Raw genomic sequence first — 15,129 nt, forward strand, 5'->3', positions numbered from 1 at the left:
GGCAGTCCTTTGATGGGTTGGCCTTGGTTGCGGATGCCTTTACCTCAAAGAGACCCATGCTGAAACCCCCGACCCAAGGATATGCGGTGAGCATTCAGGAGTATTTCGACCAAGGCGCGCTGGTGGCCGTGCTGACCACCCAGCCGTTGGACCGGACGCTGGACTACAAGGCGCCCGAAGGTGGGTGTTTTTTGGGCGCGTTTGTCGAGGTGCCGTTGGGGCCGCGCAAGGTTCTGGGCGTGGTCTGGGGGCCGGGGCAAGGCGGTTTTGATCTGGCCAAGGCACGGTCGGTGATCCGGGTGCTTGAGGTCGCGCCGATGCGCGAGGAGATGCGGTTGTTTCTGGGTCGTGTCGCCGATTACACGCTGACGCCGATGCCTGCGATGCTGCGGCTGGCGACCCGCGCGCCGGGGCTGGGGGACCCGCCGTCGATGCGCAAGATTTACCGCCTTGGTGATGATCAGCCGGATCGGATGACCGACGCGCGGACCCGTGTGCTGGAGGTTCTGCGTGAATATGGCGGATTGGCGTTTACGCTAAAAGAGCTGGCCGAGCAGGCGGGCGTGACGTCCTCGGTGGTCAAAGGTCTGGTGAAACAGGGCGCTGTGCGGGAAGAGGACAGCCCGCGCGATCTGCCCTATCCGCATCTGGACCCGGATTTGCCGGGAAAGGACCTGACCGACGATCAGGCCGCTGCAGTGATCCGGCTGCAGGCCGGGCAGCGGACGGGCGACTATGGCACGACGCTGCTGAAAGGGGTGACGGGTTCGGGCAAGACCGAGGTTTATCTTGAGGCGGTGGCCGAAGCCCTGCGTATGGGACGGCAGGCGCTGGTCTTGCTGCCCGAGATCGCGCTGACGGCAGAATTCCTGACCCGGGTCGAGGCGCGGTTCGGTGCGCGTCCGGCTGAATGGCATTCGGGCGCGACCATGACCGAGCGCCGCCGGGTCTGGCGGATGGTCGGGCAGGGCGACGCGCAGCTGGTCGTGGGCGCGCGGTCCGCGTTGTTCCTTCCGTTCCGCAATCTGGGGCTGGTGGTGGTCGATGAGGAACACGACACCTCTTACAAACAGGAAGACGGGGTGCACTATAGCGCGCGGGACATGGGGGTGCTGCGCTCTGCCATCTGCGGCGCGCGGGTGATTCTGGCCAGCGCCACGCCCTCGCTGGAAAGCTGGGCCAATGCCGAGGCCGGTAAGTATGAACGGCTGGACCTGACATCACGCTTTGGGGCGGCGGTGCTGCCCGAGATGAAGCCCATCGACATGCGGGCCGAGCAGATGCAGCCGGGAACGTGGATTTCTCCGTCTCTGCGGCAGGCGGTGCGGCAGCGGATCGAGCGGGGCGAACAGTCGCTGCTGTTCATCAACCGCCGCGGCTATGCGCCGGTGACGCTGTGCCGGGCCTGTGGCGAGCAGATCGCTTGCGATCATTGCGATGCGCGGATGGTTGAGCATCGGTTCCTGAAACGTCTGATGTGCCACCAATGCGGTGAGACCAAACCGATGCCCGACACCTGCCCGTCCTGCGGGGTCGAAGGGAAACTGGCTCCGGTCGGGCCAGGGATCGAGCGGCTGGCGGAAGAGGCCGAGGCAACTTTCCCCGAGGCCAGGATCGCGATGCTCAGTTCTGATCTGTTTGGTTCTGCCCGTGCCCTGAAGGCCAAGATCGAAGAGATTGCCGAGGGCGATGCGGATATTGTCATCGGCACGCAACTGGTTGCCAAGGGGCATAATTTTCCCAAGCTGACCTTGGTAGGGGTGATCGACGCCGATCTCAGCCTGCATGGGGCTGACCTGCGGGCCGCAGAACGGACGTTCCAATTGATGCGGCAGGTCGCGGGCCGGGCGGGCCGGGCGGACAAGCCAGGGCAGGCGCTGTTGCAGACCTTTCAGCCGGAACACCCGGTGATCCGCGCCATTCTGTCAGGCGATGAAGAGGGGTTCTGGAAAGCAGAGGCCGCTGGGCGGCAGGCCGCCGGAGTACCGCCTTATGGGCGTATGGCGGGGATCGTGTTGTCGGGGCCAGAGGTCGGGCCGGTTTTTGATATCGGCAATGCAATGGCCCGAAACGATGCACCGCTGCGTGACATCGGGGCGCAGGTTTTCGGCCCGGCTCCGGCGCCGATTGCGCGTATCCGGGGGCGGCACCGCGTACGCTTGCTGGTCAAAGCCCCCAAAGGCGCGCCCATACAGGATGCCATCTCCCGATGGATTGCTCCGCTGCGCCTAAAAGGGGATATCCGCCTGACCGTCGATATCGACCCGCAGAACTTTTACTGACCCTGCGCCAACGCAGAGCCAGTGTGCATCGCGTCCTTGGCCCTCGCCAAACCGCGAAAATGGGCGTAGAGGGAGTCCCATGCTGACACCCATGCCGCTTTCCGAGGCGCAGAGCCTGCCGTTCTGGCGCCGCCCAATCACGCTCTTGTTCGTGATGGCGCTGACCATGCCCATCGCCTTCAACGCATGGAGCGCGCTGCTCAACAACTTCGTCATCGAGGTTGCCAATTTCGACGGTGCGGATATCGGGTTGCTGCATACGGTGCGCGAGATCCCGGGCTTTCTGGCCGTTGGCGTGATTGCGGTGATCATTTTCGTCCGCGAACAGGTGCTGGCGATGATCTCGCTGATGATGTTGGGCGTGGCGACGGCGGTGACCGCATGGTTCCCAAGCCTGGGCGGGCTGCTGTTCGTGACGCTGTTCAGTTCGATTGGCTTTCACTATTACGAAACGGTGAACCAGTCTCTGCAATTGCAATGGCTGCCCAAGGATCGCGCGCCGCAGGTGCTGGGCTGGCTGGTTGCTATGGGCTCGGCGGCCACGGCGGTGGTCTATGGCCTGATCGTGCTGACCTGGGACCGGCTCGATCTGTCCTACGACTTCGTGTTCATGGCTGCGGGTGGGGTAACCGCCCTGCTGGCGCTGTTCTGTCTGCTGGCCTATCCGCAATTCAATGCGCCCACGCCCCAGACCAAAAAGCTGATCCTGCGCAAACGGTACTGGCTGTACTATGCACTACAATTCATGGCTGGCGCACGGCGGCAGATTTTCGTTGTCTTTGCAGGCTTCATGATGGTCGAGAAATTCGGCTTTGAAGTGCACGAATTGACCAGCCTCTATCTGATCAACCTCGTGATCAACATGGCCGCAGCCCCGATGCTGGGTAAAGCGGTGTCGATGTTTGGTGAGCGGCGCACGCTGATTTTCGAATACACGGGGCTGGCCATCGTCTTTGCCGCATATGGCGGCATCTATTGGTTCGGCTGGGGTGTGCTGCTGGCAGCGATCCTTTATGTGATCGACCACGTGCTGTTTGCTCTGGCGCTGGCGTTGAAGACCTATTTTCAGAAGATCGCCGACCCGGCGGATATCGCGCCGACGGCTGCGGTGGCCTTTACCATCAACCACATTGCAGCCGTGTTCCTGCCTGCGCTGCTGGGGCTGCTTTGGGTCGTGTCGCCCGGTGCAGTCTTTGGATTGGCCGCTGCCATGGCGTTGGTGTCACTGGCCCTGTCGCTGCTGATCCCGCGCCACCCCGAGCCCGGCAATGAAACCATCCTGTCGAAATACGCCCCGGCCCTCGCCGAATAGGCGCAAATGCTTGACCTTGGCGGGCCCACGCCCTAGGCGCTGTCTCAACTGAGACAGGAGGCCCCCATGCCCACATTCACCGCGCTTACCACTCTGACCGGCAAGAAAGCTGCCGAAGGTCTGGGCGAAGCGATGGAGCGACTGGACCCGGAGCCCACCGGCGTTGGCGTGTTCGAGGTCGAGGATGGCTCGGGCCTGTGGGAGGTCGGCGGCTATTTCACCGAAGCGCCTGACGAAACCGCTCTGGCTGTTCTGGCCGCCGCGTTCGAGGCAAAACCCTTTGTGGTCTCGGAACTGCCCGAAACCGACTGGGTTGCCCATGTGCGCCGTGAACTGGCCCCGGTCGAGGCTGGCCGCTTCTTTGTCTATGGCAGCCACGATGCCGACAAGCTGCCCGAGGGGCGCATCCCCCTGCTGATCGAGGCCGCAATGGCCTTTGGCACCGGTCACCACGGCACCACGCTGGGCTGCCTCAAGGCGCTGGATCACCTTCTGAACGACGGGTTTGCAGCGACCAAAGTGGCCGATATCGGCTGCGGCACCGCGGTTCTGGCGATGGCAGCGGCGCGGGTTTGGGACGGCGATATCATCGCCAGTGACATCGATCAGGTCGCGGTGGATGTGGCCGAAGCCAACCTCAAGGCCAATGGCATGTCGGGGCAGGTGGATTGCGTCGAGGCCGCCGGTTTCGACCACCCCGACCTGCAGTCGCACGCCCCCTACGATCTGATTTTTGCCAATATTCTCAAAGGCCCGCTGGTCGCCTTGTCCCCCGAAATTGCGGCGAATCTGCGGGGTGGTGGATATGCGATCCTGTCGGGAATCCTCAATGAACAGGCCGATGACGTGGTCTCGGTTTATTTACAAAACGGGTTCAATCTGACCAAAAGAGATGAAATTGGTGAATGGACTACGCTAATTTTGTGCAAAAAAGGCCTAAATTAGACCATTTGCAGGAGTTCCGTAGATTCTTGCCTCTTTTTTGTCGCAATCTGTAACTACCGTCATAACGTGGTTACGGGGGCGGTTTTTGGAGGCTGCCATGACGGGAAAACAACTGGAATTCGATCAGCGCGTTCATCGCCTGAACAAGAAACACGCCAAGCTAAGCCGGGGCTATCGCGCCACGATGCGTAAGGATGGCCTTGTGGTCATGAGGCCGCAGCGGGTCAAATCTGCGCTTCCGGTCAAGGCACTTGTGGGGTGTTTTTTGGGCCTGTTCGCGTTCAAGGTCTTTTTGCTAACAAGCTTGGGGGCTTCGGCCTATCAGTATCGCGTCGACAGTCTGGCGCAGGGGACATCTGTTGAAAAAGCCGGCGCATGGGTCATGCAAGTCGACCCGGTGTCCGAGTATCTGGCGGCCCAGATCAGCGGCTTCCTTCACTGAACCGATCAGCTTTGACGAAAAACGCCGCACATCATCATGAGATGCGCGGCGTTCTTTGTGTGCCCCATAGGGGAGTGGGGCGAGTGAGTGGTGGTTGTCTCTTAGCGACGACCTTCTGCCACGACGTCAATATCACCGCGGCACATACCGATATCTTCCAGTTCGCGATCTGTCAGACCGCTCAGCACGTTGCGTGTCACGCGGGCGTCGTTCCATTCGACAACGGCGTTCACGACCGATGCGAAAGTTTCGCCGATACGGCCGACGAGGCCGAACGAGCCAGTGGTGGTGCGAGTGGTGTCCAGTGCAGCCATATCCTGTTTCCTTCTGGTTAGTGTTTAACTTTTGATCATCCGATATACGCGGCATCTAGTTCCGTCGATCTGGTCGCGCAAGTGCGGAATTTGCATGTGTCCTATGCGTTTTTTGCAAGGGTGCTGAATCCTTAAAAACCTTTAATTTATAGGCCATTAGGCGGTAAGAAAGCGTGTCGAATTCGGACTTTCCGCAGTCGCAAACAGGCCGTTTTGTCGCCCCTGAGACAGGCGTGTCGTTTTCAGGCGCGGGGTCAATTCGCTTGGAAAATGTTCACGCTTCGTGCTAATCCGTAAGAAAGATCACAAAAACCCGAGCAGGCTGAGGCAAAAAATGCGAATTCTGGGCATTGATCCGGGGCTCAGGACCCTGGGATGGGGCGTCATCGAATCGCATGGCAGCCGCCTGAGTCATGTTGCGAATGGTTTATGCAAGTCCGACGGGGACGATCTGGGCGAACGGTTGCTGTCGCTGCATAATCAGATCGTCGAGGTCATTGCCGAACACCAACCCGATCAGGCCGCCATCGAACAGACCTTCGTCAACAAGGATGGCGCAGGTACGCTGAAGCTGGGTCAGGCCCGCGGTGTGGCGCTGCTGACGCTGGCGCAGGCTGGGCTGCCGGTGGGGGAATACGCGCCCAACCGGGTCAAGAAAACCGTCGTGGGTGTTGGTCACGCCGAGAAAGAGCAGGTTCTGCACATGGTCAAACTGCAATTGCCGGGCTGTCAGCCCAAAGGCGCGGATGCGGCGGATGCTCTGGCGATTGCCATCTGTCACTCGTATTACGGCACAGCACCGCATGCGCGGATGAAAGAGGTACGGGCATGATTGGAAAACTGACAGGACGGCTGGATTATCGCGCGGCGGATCACGTGCTGATCGACGTGCGCGGGGTTGGGTACATCGTCTATTGCTCGGACCGCACCATGGCGGCTTTGCCGGGCGTGGGAGAGGCGGTCTCGATCTATACCGACATGGTCGTGCGTGAAGACCTGATGCAGCTTTATGGGTTCCTGTCTCTGGTCGAGAAGGAATGGCATCGCCTTTTGTGCTCGGTTCAGGGTGTCGGAGCCAAGGTCTCGCTTGCCATTTTGTCAGCGCTGGGGCCGGATGGGGTCAGCCGGGCGATTGCCTTGGGCGACTGGGGCGCGGTTAAGGCGGCCAAGGGCGTGGGGCCGAAGACGGCGCAGCGGATCGTGCTGGACCTCAAGGACAAGGCGCCGGGTGTCATGGCAATGGGCGGAACTGTGACCGAGGCGATGGACGGACCCGCCTTGGAGGTTGTCGAATCCGCCGTACCTGCACCGGCTACGAAACGGGCAGCGAAACCGGCCTTGGGATCGGCGGCGGCCTCGGCGGGTGCATTGTCGGCCCTGTCCAATCTGGGCTATGGACCTTCCGACGCCGCCTCTGCCGTAGCCGAAGCAGCGGCCAGCTTGCCGGATGCCGGTGAGGCCGACCTGATCCGCGCGGCGCTGAAATTGCTTGCACCGAAAGGGTGACTGAATGGTAGATGCCGATCCCACCCTGCGCCCGGACCCTCTGCCCGAGGACAATGACCGCGCCCTGCGCCCTCAGGGGCTGGACGAATTTATCGGTCAGGCCGAGGCCCGCGCAAACTTGCGCGTGTTCATCCAATCCGCCCGGCAACGAGGCGAGGCGATGGATCACACGCTGTTCCACGGGCCTCCGGGTCTGGGCAAGACGACACTGGCACAGATCATGGCGCGCGAACTGGGGGTGAATTTCCGCATGACCTCGGGGCCGGTGCTGGCCAAGGCAGGTGATCTGGCGGCGATCCTGACCAATCTGGAATCGCGGGATGTATTGTTCATCGACGAGATTCACCGTCTGAACCCGGCGGTAGAAGAGGTGCTGTACCCGGCGATGGAGGATTTTGAACTGGATCTGGTGATTGGCGAAGGCCCCGCCGCGCGCACGGTTCGGATTGAGCTACAGCCCTTTACTCTGGTCGGAGCAACCACGCGGATGGGTCTGTTGACGACGCCCTTGCGCGACCGGTTCGGTATTCCAACACGGCTGCAGTTCTACACGGTCGATGAGTTGCATGAGATCGTCACCCGCAACGCTCGCAAGCTGGGTGCGCCAGCCGATGACGACGGCGCGCGTGAGATCGCCCGCCGCTCGCGTGGGACGCCGCGGATCGCCGGGCGGCTGCTGCGGCGTGTGGTGGATTTCGCCATTGTCGAAGGCGATGGGCGGATTACCCGCGAACTGGCAGACGGGGCTTTGACCCGGCTGGGTGTCGATAACCTGGGTTTGGATGGCGCGGACCGGCGATATCTGAAGCTGATTGCCGAGAACTACGCAGGTGGGCCGGTGGGGATTGAGACCTTGTCCGCGGCCCTTTCGGAAAGCCGGGATTCGCTGGAAGAAGTGATTGAGCCGTATCTGTTGCAACAGGGTCTGATCCAGCGCACGCCGCGCGGTCGAATGCTGGCCCAAAAGGCATGGACGCATTTGGGGATGGCCGCACCCAGAGGGCAAAGCGATCTGTTTGGTTGAAGCCGGGTCAAAGAGATTTTATGCCTTCGGCGAGAGTATTTTCGAAAAGATGAAGGATTGGGCGTGACCCCCGAAGACATCCAGACGTTGTTCACCCGCGAAAGTGGCGAGTTTCTGTTTGCCCGCTGGGGGCGGCCCATCGTGCCCATCGTCTTTGGTGTTCAGGATGAAACGCTGGCCACCGTCAAGGGGGCGTTCGAGGCCGTGGTGGCGCTGGCCGGGCACAAGATGGCCGAGACCGACCCGGAGCTTGGTGCCAATTGCATGATCTTTTTCTTCCGCGACTGGCAGGAGTTGCTGGAGGTTCCGGATCTGGATCGGTTGATCCCTGATCTTGCGCCTCTGGTCGAGCGGTTGGTTTCGGCAGACGCCAACCAGTATCGCATCTTCCGGTTCGAGGAAGATGGCGCGATCCGTGCCGCCTTTGTTTTTCTGCGGATGGACAAAGAGATGTCCAAGGTGCCTGCTGAGGCATTGGCGCTCAGCCAGGTTGTGCAGACCATTTTGCTGTGGTCGGATACCGCCTTTCGATCCCAGTCCCCTTTGGCAGTGGCCGGAGATACAACAGTCCTGCGCCCCGACATCGCCGAGCTGATCCGGGCGGCCTATGATCCGGTTCTGCCGGGGGCGGCACAGGACGCGTCTCATGTTTTGCGGCTGTTCGCGCGGATGCAGCCGCCGCAATAAGGGTCAGGAGGGCGGTTTGCCCCGAGTATGAAACGCTCTGATCAGGGCGTTCCCTGATTCGAAGTAGGCGTCGTCCCCAACCAGATCCGTGATCCCGTAGCGATCAAGCTCTTTACGGACATTGGGTTCGACCAGCAGAAAAACCAGCTTGATGTTTTTGGACTTGAGCAGGTCGTGGAGGCTGCGCAGCGTATAGCCAGCGGTGAAGTCGATATCATCGACAGCAGAGGCATCGATGCAGAACCAGCGCAGCGGCGGGTCGGATTGGTTGACGATGGCCGTGACTTCATCCGACAAGCGTTGGGTGTTGGCGTAGTATAGGCTGTGGGAAAAACGATAGATCACAAGGCCCGGCTCAAAATGGTTTGGGGCAGTGATGGGTTTCGACCGCCAGCCGCCATCATCGCTTTTGACGATCACTGCATTCTTGGGCCGGTAGCCCCGGCGCGTGTGATCGATCAGCGACAGGACCATTGCAAAGATAATCCCTTGCTCGACGCCAACCAGAACCACCACGGCGGCGGTGGTGATTGCAATCCAGAACTCGGACCGGGCCTGCCTGTATATGGCAGCAAGGCCTTTGAGGTCGATCAGCTTGACGCCGATCAGAAACACTACGGCCGATAGGGCAGCGTTCGGCAGAAACGCCAGAGGGCCGGTCAGAAACAGGATCACAACAAGGACAATTGCAACTGTCGTCAGTTGCGCGATCTGGCTGCGGCCACCGGCGCTGGCCACCATCTCGGTCTTGGTGGGGCTGCCGTTGACCACGAAGGTTCCGGTAAAGGCCGCGCCCAGATTGGCCAGCCCGAGGCCAACAAGATCGGTGTTTTCACTGAACTTGTCATCGTAGCGTGCCGCGTAGGCGCGCGAGGTGGCTGCGCTTTGCGCCAGGATCACCACAAAGATGGACAATGCCGTAGGCAAGAGCTGTTTGAACAGCGGCCAGCTCCAATCCATGTCCGGGATCGACAGGGCGGGCAGACCGCCGGGAACCGTGCCCAGAACGCCAATGCCGGATGCACTGAACTGAAACGCCCAACTGCACAGAATGACGCCCAGTATGGCGAATAGCGGGCCGGGAAGCTTGGGGGACAGCCGTTTGCACCCGATGACAACTGCCAGCACTGCAGCGGATACGGCGACCGTTGGCCAATGTGTTTGGGCGTAGTGCCGTGCGACATCCCCGAGCTTGGCGAGGGTTCCGTGACCTCCGCCTTCGATCCCCAGCATTCCGGGGATTTCGCCGCTGGCCACCTGTATGCCCACGCCTGTCAGAAATCCGACCAGTACCGTGCGTGACAGGAAATCCGCCAGAAACCCCAGGCCGACAAGACGGGCTGCAATCAACAGCACGGCCGCCATCAGTGCCAGCAGCGAGGCCAGCGCCAGATACTCGGACGACCCCGAGACCGCCATACCTGCCAGCGCCGATGCCGTGATCGCTGCTGTGGCGGAATCCGCCCCCACCACCAAATGCCGCGATGATCCGAACAGGGCAAACAAAGCCATCGGGATCAGGATCGTATACAGCCCAGTCACGACCGGAGTGCCAGCGATCTTGGTGTAGCCCATGACCTCGGGGATCGCGAGGCAGGCGAATGTCAGCCCGGCCAGAACCTCGGCTGGCAGGGCCGAGCGGTGGATCGGCAGGATGCCCTGCAGGATGGGAAGCGGAAATCTGCCCTTCTTTCCGTGCGATCCTGCCATTCAATCACCTGTTATGTTCATATCTCAATTTTCGCAGGTTAGTCGGCAAAGGACGGGATTTCGATACCGAGGACCGTGTAAGCCGAAATTTGTAGTCCCGCAGGGATTGCACGACCGCTGACGGGGGTGCATCTGTTGAGGGAGGCTCGCCCCGAGCCAGATGTTTAAAGCGGATTGAATGACCGGATGTGTGACCATGGCTGAAAGCACCCAAGCGCAAGACACGCATATCTACCGGGTCCGGGTTTTTTATGAAGACACCGACATGGGCGGTGTGGTCTATCACGCGAATTATTTGAAATACATCGAACGTGCCCGCTCGGATTATGTGCGTCGTCTGGGCAACGACCAGAACGCCATGCGCGACGACGGGGTTGTCTGGGTCATTCGGCGGATCGAGGCGGATTATCTGGCGACGGCGAAGTTCGACGATGAACTGACCATCGAAACCCAATTCCTGTCCCGCTCGGGCGTGCGGCTTACCATGGGGCAGTTGATAAAGCGGGGCGAAACCGAGGTTTTTCGCGCCACCGTCACCGCAGTTTGCATGAACGCTCGGGGTAAACCGGTGCGGCTTCCGGCAGAGATTCGCGCATTGTTGTAACAAATTGCGGCACTGGGGTGGTTCTGTTGGCTTTTCAGGACCATCTGGGTTAGCGTTTGACAAAACAAGGCCAAACCAACGGCCATCAGGCAAAAAAGAGCAGGTTCATGGAAGCTGAAACGCTGGCGCTGGCGCAGGAGATCGATTTCTCCATGTGGGGGCTGTATGCCCGCGCGACATTTATCGTCAAACTGGTGATGCTGATGCTGGTTGGCGCATCGATCTGGTCCTGGGCGATCATCATTCAGAAACTGATCAATTATCGCGGTGCCCGTCGTGAGGCACAGGGGTTTGACGAAAGCTTCTGGTCCGGGAACCCTCTGGATGAGCTGTTCGAACAGATTGGCACTCAGCCCGATGGCAGTTCGGAAAAAATCTTTGCGGCCGGGATGATCGAATGGCGACGGTCGCATCGCACCGATGGCGGGCTGATCGCCGGGGCTACGGCGCGGATCGACCGCTCGATGGACGTGGCGATCGCGAAAGAGGCCGAGGGGCTGCAAAAGGGCCTGTCCATTCTGGCAACTGTCGGTTCGACCGCGCCCTTTATCGGCCTGTTCGGCACCGTCTGGGGCATCATGAACGCATTCATCGAGATTGCCGAACAGCAGAATACCAACCTCGCCGTTGTGGCCCCCGGTATTGCGGAGGCGCTGCTGGCCACAGGTCTGGGCCTGCTGGCAGCAATCCCGGCGGTGATTTTCTACAACAAACTCAGCGCGGATAGCGACCGGATCGTCAACGGCTACGAGGCCTTTGCCGACGAATTCGCCACCATCCTGTCGCGGCAGCTGGACAGCTGACATGGGCGCGGCAGTTCAGCAAAACGGCGGCGGGAATGGACGCAGACGCGGGCGGCGCCGCGGCCGCGCACAGCCGATGGCCGAGATCAACGTGACCCCATTTGTGGACGTCATGCTGGTGTTGCTGATCATTTTCATGGTGGCGGCCCCGCTGCTGACCGTAGGAGTGCCGGTGGATTTGCCGAAAACGGCGGCCAGCGCCTTGCCCGGCGACAACGAGGAACCGCTGACCGTGACGTTGACCGCAGATGGCCGGGTGCAGATTCAGACTACGGATGTCGTGCGTGAAGAGTTGATTGGCAAATTGCGCGCGATTGCGTCAGAACGCAGCAGCGACCGCGTGTTCCTGCGGGCCGACGGGGCGATCCCTTACGCGCAGGTGATGCAGATCATGGGCGCGTTGAACGCAGGTGGGTTTTCCAATGTGGGCCTGGTGACAGACACCGGTGGCCCGACGCTGGAAGAAGGCGGAGAGTGAGGCCGCACGGTGGATACCGGCACCAAGATCTCGGCAATTGCCCACGTCGTTTTGATTGGATGGGCTTTTTTCGGCGGAACATTCCGGTCCGAACCCCTGCCGATTCCGGTGCAGGAGGTGTCGGTGGTCACGGGTGAGCAATTTGCAGCGATGACCGCGCAGCGCGCCGCCCCCGAGGTGCCGACCCCCGCCGCCTTGCAACCACCTGAAGCACCCGAGGAAGAGGTGATCCCACCCGCGCCGGTGGAAGAGGAACTGACCCCGCCCGAGGTCGTGGCACCCCCGGAACCAGAGCCCGACCCGGTGCCCGATCCGGTCGAGGAACCGCCCGAACCCGAAGTGGTTGAGGAACCCCCGACGCTGGAACAGCCCGAGCCCGTGACCGAAGTGCTGCCGGTGCCTCCGGGTCCCGAGGCGCAGCCGCGCCCCGCCGACAAGGTGGCACCGGAACCCATCGCGCCGCCACCGCCCGAGGCGCAGCCGGACGAGGTGGAGACTCCCGCCGTGTCGTTGGATGAAGGGGCCGAAACCCAAGAGGAACAGCAGGATCAGACCGCCCCGGAAGAGGCGACCGATGAGATCGTGACCGAGGCGGAAGAGACCAAGGACAACGCCCCGCGCACCTCTCCGCGACCGCGGGTGCGGCCGAACCGGCCTGCTCCTCCTGCACAGCCCGAAGTGGCCGAAGAGCGGGACCCGACGCCGCCCGAGCCTGCGCAGGACGACACTGCAATCGACGATGCCCTGGCCGAGGCATTGGGGCAGGGCAGCGAGCCCTCTGGCCCGCCGCTGACCAGCGGAGAGAAAGACGCCATGCGTCTGGCCGTGTCTAAGTGCTGGAACGTGGGTTCCTTGTCCACGGACGCATTGCAAACTGTTGTGGTTGTTGGGTTTTCGCTGACCCAGGACGGCAAGATCGTCGGCGGCAGCCTGCGCATGATCGACAGCTCTGGCGGCACAGCGGCGTCAGCGAAACAAGCCTATGAAGCCGCCAGACGAGCAATTTTGCGCTGTGGCGCCAAAGGATACACCCTGCCTGCTGACAAATACGACCAATGGCGGGATATTGAGATTACATTCAATCCCGAGAGGATGCGGATCAAATGATGAGATTTCTGACCAGCCTGTTGCTTGGCCTGACGATTTTGGCGGCACCGGTACATGCCCAGAGCGGACCGCTGCGTCTGGAACTGGATCAGGGGATCATCGAGCCCTTGCCCTTTGCCGTGCCGAACTTCGTGCCAGATGGCCCTGCGGCGACGCAATACGCCAACGACATCTCTCGGGTCGTTGCGGCCGATCTGACGGGCACTGGGCTGTTCCGCGAAATCGCACCCGAGGCTTTCATCAGCCGGGTCAGCAGTTTCGAGGCCCCGGTCCAGTTCGCCGACTGGAAAGCCATCAATGCCGAGGCGCTGGTGACCGGTGCAGTGAACGTCTCGGGCAACCGCCTGACGGTACGGTTCCGGGTGTGGGATGTATTCTCGGGTCAGGAACTGGGCAATGGTCTGCAATTTGCAGGTACCACCGATGGCTGGCGGCGCATGGCGCATAAGGTGGCCGATCAGGTCTATAGCCGGATCACTGGTGAAGGCGGTTATTTTGACAGTCGCGTGGCGTTTGTTTCCGAGAGTGGCCCCAAGGATCAGCGCCTGAAGCGTCTGGCGATCATGGATTACGACGGCGCGAATGTGCAGTACCTGACCGACAGCGCCGCCATCGTTCTGGCCCCGCGCTTTTCGCCCACGGGCGACCGATTGCTTTATACCAGCTACGAAAGCGGCCAACCGCGTATTTACGTTCTGGACGTGGACCGCGTCCGCCGGACCGAATTGAAAACACAGGACGGCACGATGAGCTTTTCGCCGCGCTTCTCGCCGGACGGGCGGTCGATTGTGTATTCGCTGATTCAGGGCGGCAACACCGATCTGTGGAAGATGGACATTGCCTCGGGCCAAAGCGTGCGCCTGACCAACACGCCGGCGATTGAGACCGCGCCCAGCTATTCGCCGGATGGCTCTCAGATCGTGTTTGAAAGCGACCGCTCCGGTACGCCGCAACTGTATATCATGCCCGCAAATGGCGGCGAGGCGACCCGGATCAGTTTCGGGCAAGGCCGTTACGGCACGCCCGTCTGGTCGCCGCGCGGGGATTTGATCGCCTTTACCAAACAGAACAAGGGCCGGTTCCATATCGGTGTCATGCGCACCGATGGCAGTGAGGAACGTCTGCTGACCTCGTCTTTCCTGGACGAAGGCCCCACTTGGTCGCCCAACGGCCGGGTCATCATGTTCACCCGCGAAACGCAGGGGGCCAGCGGCCGGGCCAGCTTGTATTCGGTGGATATCTCGGGGCGGAACCTGCGCCCTGTGCGCACCCCGGATGGCGGCAGTGACCCGTCATGGGGCCCATTGCAGAATTGATCGGGGCAGGGGCTTGGAAAAGTTCACAAAAAACCTGCACTGTGCTACAGAGACGGCAATAAACCGATAAAACAACGAGGCACTTGAAATGAACGTATTGGGCAAAATCCTGGCCTTGGGCACGCTGAGCGTGATGGCCGCTTGTACCAACAATGATCCGTCCGCGCTGGGTGGTGGTTTCGGCAACGGCGCGAATGGCGCAATCGCACCGGGCTCGCCCAGCGATCCGCGCTCGCCGGCCTATTTCGAGCAAACCATCGGCGACCGGGTGTTGTTCTCGGTGGACCAGTCGACTTTGACACCGCAGGCGCAGCAGATTCTGCAAGGGCAGGCCGATTGGCTGATGGCGAACCCGGATTATGTGGCCACTATCGAAGGCCATGCGGATGAGCAGGGCACACGCGAATACAACCTCGCTCTGGGCGCACGCCGGGCCAATGCCGCGCGCGAGTTTCTGATTTCGCGCGGTGTGGCGGGCAACCGTCTGACCACTGTCAGCTATGGCAAGGAACGCCCGATCGAGATTTGCAGCACCGAGGATTGCTATTCCAAGAACCGCCGCGCGGTGACGGTGCTGACCGGTTCAACCTTGGGGTAAG

At 61.2% G+C, this 15,129-nt stretch carries 16 protein-coding genes; 14 read left to right on the plus strand and 2 right to left on the minus strand.

Going from position 1 to position 15,129, the window contains the following annotated elements:
* Nucleotides 1–56 precede the first annotated feature (56 nt).
* The 4 genes from ACR0DO_RS09950 to ACR0DO_RS09965 all read left to right on the plus strand — a co-directional run bounded on the left by ACR0DO_RS09950 (nucleotide 57) and on the right by ACR0DO_RS09965 (nucleotide 4,981).
* Nucleotides 57–2,282 carry a primosomal protein N' gene (locus ACR0DO_RS09950; RefSeq protein WP_480558363.1) on the plus strand — a complete coding sequence of 742 codons (2,226 nt, stop codon included), beginning with the start codon at nucleotides 57–59 and terminating at the stop codon, nucleotides 2,280–2,282.
* Between the two features lie 79 nt (nucleotides 2,283–2,361).
* On the plus strand, nucleotides 2,362–3,594 hold the full coding sequence (locus tag ACR0DO_RS09955; RefSeq protein ID WP_480558365.1) for an MFS transporter: 1,233 nt from the start codon (nucleotides 2,362–2,364) through the stop codon (nucleotides 3,592–3,594).
* A 66-nt stretch (nucleotides 3,595–3,660) separates the two neighbouring features.
* Complete coding sequence (locus ACR0DO_RS09960; RefSeq protein WP_170445446.1) at nucleotides 3,661–4,539, plus strand: 50S ribosomal protein L11 methyltransferase; 879 nt, start codon at nucleotides 3,661–3,663, stop codon at nucleotides 4,537–4,539.
* A gap of 97 nt (nucleotides 4,540–4,636) precedes the next feature.
* Nucleotides 4,637–4,981 (plus strand): hypothetical protein, encoded by a 345-nt coding sequence (locus tag ACR0DO_RS09965; protein WP_170445444.1) that lies wholly within the window; start codon nucleotides 4,637–4,639, stop codon nucleotides 4,979–4,981.
* A gap of 101 nt (nucleotides 4,982–5,082) precedes the next feature.
* On the opposite strand, the gene ACR0DO_RS09970 is transcribed toward ACR0DO_RS09965, so the two are convergent.
* Complete coding sequence (locus ACR0DO_RS09970; protein WP_170445439.1) at nucleotides 5,083–5,295, minus strand: DUF1127 domain-containing protein; 213 nt, start codon at nucleotides 5,293–5,295, stop codon at nucleotides 5,083–5,085.
* 334 nt (nucleotides 5,296–5,629) lie between these two features.
* Between ACR0DO_RS09970 and ruvC the strand changes: the two genes are divergently transcribed.
* The 4 genes from ruvC (at nucleotide 5,630) to ACR0DO_RS09990 (ending at nucleotide 8,512) form a co-directional block, all read left to right on the plus strand.
* The gene (ruvC, locus tag ACR0DO_RS09975) at nucleotides 5,630–6,127 is read left to right on the plus strand and encodes a crossover junction endodeoxyribonuclease RuvC (RefSeq protein WP_170445436.1); all 498 of its coding nucleotides are present in this window, start codon (nucleotides 5,630–5,632) and stop codon (nucleotides 6,125–6,127) included.
* Nucleotides 6,124–6,801, plus strand: a complete 678-nt coding sequence (gene ruvA, locus ACR0DO_RS09980; protein ID WP_480558368.1) for a Holliday junction branch migration protein RuvA — start codon at nucleotides 6,124–6,126, stop codon at nucleotides 6,799–6,801. Before ruvC ends, ruvA begins: the two co-directional genes overlap by 4 nt.
* A 4-nt stretch (nucleotides 6,802–6,805) precedes the next feature.
* A complete protein-coding gene (gene ruvB / locus ACR0DO_RS09985; protein ID WP_480558370.1) occupies nucleotides 6,806–7,825 on the plus strand; it encodes a Holliday junction branch migration DNA helicase RuvB in 1,020 nt (339 codons plus the stop codon).
* 63 nt (nucleotides 7,826–7,888) lie between these two features.
* Nucleotides 7,889–8,512, plus strand: a complete 624-nt coding sequence (locus ACR0DO_RS09990; protein WP_480558372.1) for a hypothetical protein — start codon at nucleotides 7,889–7,891, stop codon at nucleotides 8,510–8,512.
* Between the two features lie 3 nt (nucleotides 8,513–8,515).
* Here ACR0DO_RS09990 and ACR0DO_RS09995 read toward each other — a convergent pair whose 3' ends face one another.
* Nucleotides 8,516–10,222, minus strand: a complete 1,707-nt coding sequence (locus ACR0DO_RS09995) for a SulP family inorganic anion transporter (RefSeq protein WP_480558374.1) — start codon at nucleotides 10,220–10,222, stop codon at nucleotides 8,516–8,518.
* A gap of 196 nt (nucleotides 10,223–10,418) precedes the next feature.
* On the opposite strand from ACR0DO_RS09995, the gene ybgC reads away from it, so the two are divergent.
* The 6 genes from ybgC to pal all read left to right on the plus strand — a co-directional run bounded on the left by ybgC (nucleotide 10,419) and on the right by pal (nucleotide 15,128).
* Nucleotides 10,419–10,826 carry a tol-pal system-associated acyl-CoA thioesterase gene (gene ybgC / locus ACR0DO_RS10000; RefSeq protein ID WP_480558376.1) on the plus strand — a complete coding sequence of 136 codons (408 nt, stop codon included), beginning with the start codon at nucleotides 10,419–10,421 and terminating at the stop codon, nucleotides 10,824–10,826.
* Nucleotides 10,827–10,933: 107 nt separating this feature from the next.
* Nucleotides 10,934–11,629 carry a protein TolQ gene (gene tolQ, locus ACR0DO_RS10005; RefSeq protein WP_170445419.1) on the plus strand — a complete coding sequence of 232 codons (696 nt, stop codon included), beginning with the start codon at nucleotides 10,934–10,936 and terminating at the stop codon, nucleotides 11,627–11,629.
* 1 nt (nucleotide 11,630) lies between these two features.
* A complete protein-coding gene (gene tolR, locus ACR0DO_RS10010; RefSeq protein ID WP_170445416.1) occupies nucleotides 11,631–12,107 on the plus strand; it encodes a protein TolR in 477 nt (158 codons plus the stop codon).
* A gap of 9 nt (nucleotides 12,108–12,116) precedes the next feature.
* Nucleotides 12,117–13,214, plus strand: a complete 1,098-nt coding sequence (locus ACR0DO_RS10015; protein WP_480558378.1) for an energy transducer TonB — start codon at nucleotides 12,117–12,119, stop codon at nucleotides 13,212–13,214.
* Nucleotides 13,211–14,530 (plus strand): Tol-Pal system beta propeller repeat protein TolB, encoded by a 1,320-nt coding sequence (gene tolB / locus ACR0DO_RS10020; protein WP_480558380.1) that lies wholly within the window; start codon nucleotides 13,211–13,213, stop codon nucleotides 14,528–14,530. The genes ACR0DO_RS10015 and tolB overlap by 4 nt, the downstream gene beginning before the upstream one ends.
* An 88-nt stretch (nucleotides 14,531–14,618) precedes the next feature.
* Entirely contained in the window at nucleotides 14,619–15,128 is a 510-nt protein-coding gene (pal, locus tag ACR0DO_RS10025) for a peptidoglycan-associated lipoprotein Pal (protein WP_480558382.1), read from the plus strand.
* The last annotated feature ends 1 nt before the right edge of the window (nucleotide 15,129 follow it).

The organism is Ruegeria sp. AM9 (assembly GCF_056540565.1).

Coding starts and splice junctions, on each gene's coding strand:
- ACR0DO_RS09950 (WP_480558363.1), top strand. CDS start 57: ATGCTGAAACCCCCGACCCAAGGATATGCGGTGAGCATTCAGGAGTAT.
- ACR0DO_RS09955 (WP_480558365.1), top strand. CDS start 2,362: ATGCTGACACCCATGCCGCTTTCCGAGGCGCAGAGCCTGCCGTTCTGG.
- ACR0DO_RS09960 (WP_170445446.1), top strand. CDS start 3,661: ATGCCCACATTCACCGCGCTTACCACTCTGACCGGCAAGAAAGCTGCC.
- ACR0DO_RS09965 (WP_170445444.1), top strand. CDS start 4,637: ATGACGGGAAAACAACTGGAATTCGATCAGCGCGTTCATCGCCTGAAC.
- ACR0DO_RS09970 (WP_170445439.1), bottom strand. CDS start 5,295: ATGGCTGCACTGGACACCACTCGCACCACCACTGGCTCGTTCGGCCTC.
- ruvC (WP_170445436.1), top strand. CDS start 5,630: ATGCGAATTCTGGGCATTGATCCGGGGCTCAGGACCCTGGGATGGGGC.
- ruvA (WP_480558368.1), top strand. CDS start 6,124: ATGATTGGAAAACTGACAGGACGGCTGGATTATCGCGCGGCGGATCAC.
- ruvB (WP_480558370.1), top strand. CDS start 6,806: ATGGTAGATGCCGATCCCACCCTGCGCCCGGACCCTCTGCCCGAGGAC.
- ACR0DO_RS09995 (WP_480558374.1), bottom strand. CDS start 10,222: ATGGCAGGATCGCACGGAAAGAAGGGCAGATTTCCGCTTCCCATCCTG.
- ybgC (WP_480558376.1), top strand. CDS start 10,419: ATGGCTGAAAGCACCCAAGCGCAAGACACGCATATCTACCGGGTCCGG.
- tolQ (WP_170445419.1), top strand. CDS start 10,934: ATGGAAGCTGAAACGCTGGCGCTGGCGCAGGAGATCGATTTCTCCATG.
- tolR (WP_170445416.1), top strand. CDS start 11,631: ATGGGCGCGGCAGTTCAGCAAAACGGCGGCGGGAATGGACGCAGACGC.
- tolB (WP_480558380.1), top strand. CDS start 13,211: ATGATGAGATTTCTGACCAGCCTGTTGCTTGGCCTGACGATTTTGGCG.
- pal (WP_480558382.1), top strand. CDS start 14,619: ATGAACGTATTGGGCAAAATCCTGGCCTTGGGCACGCTGAGCGTGATG.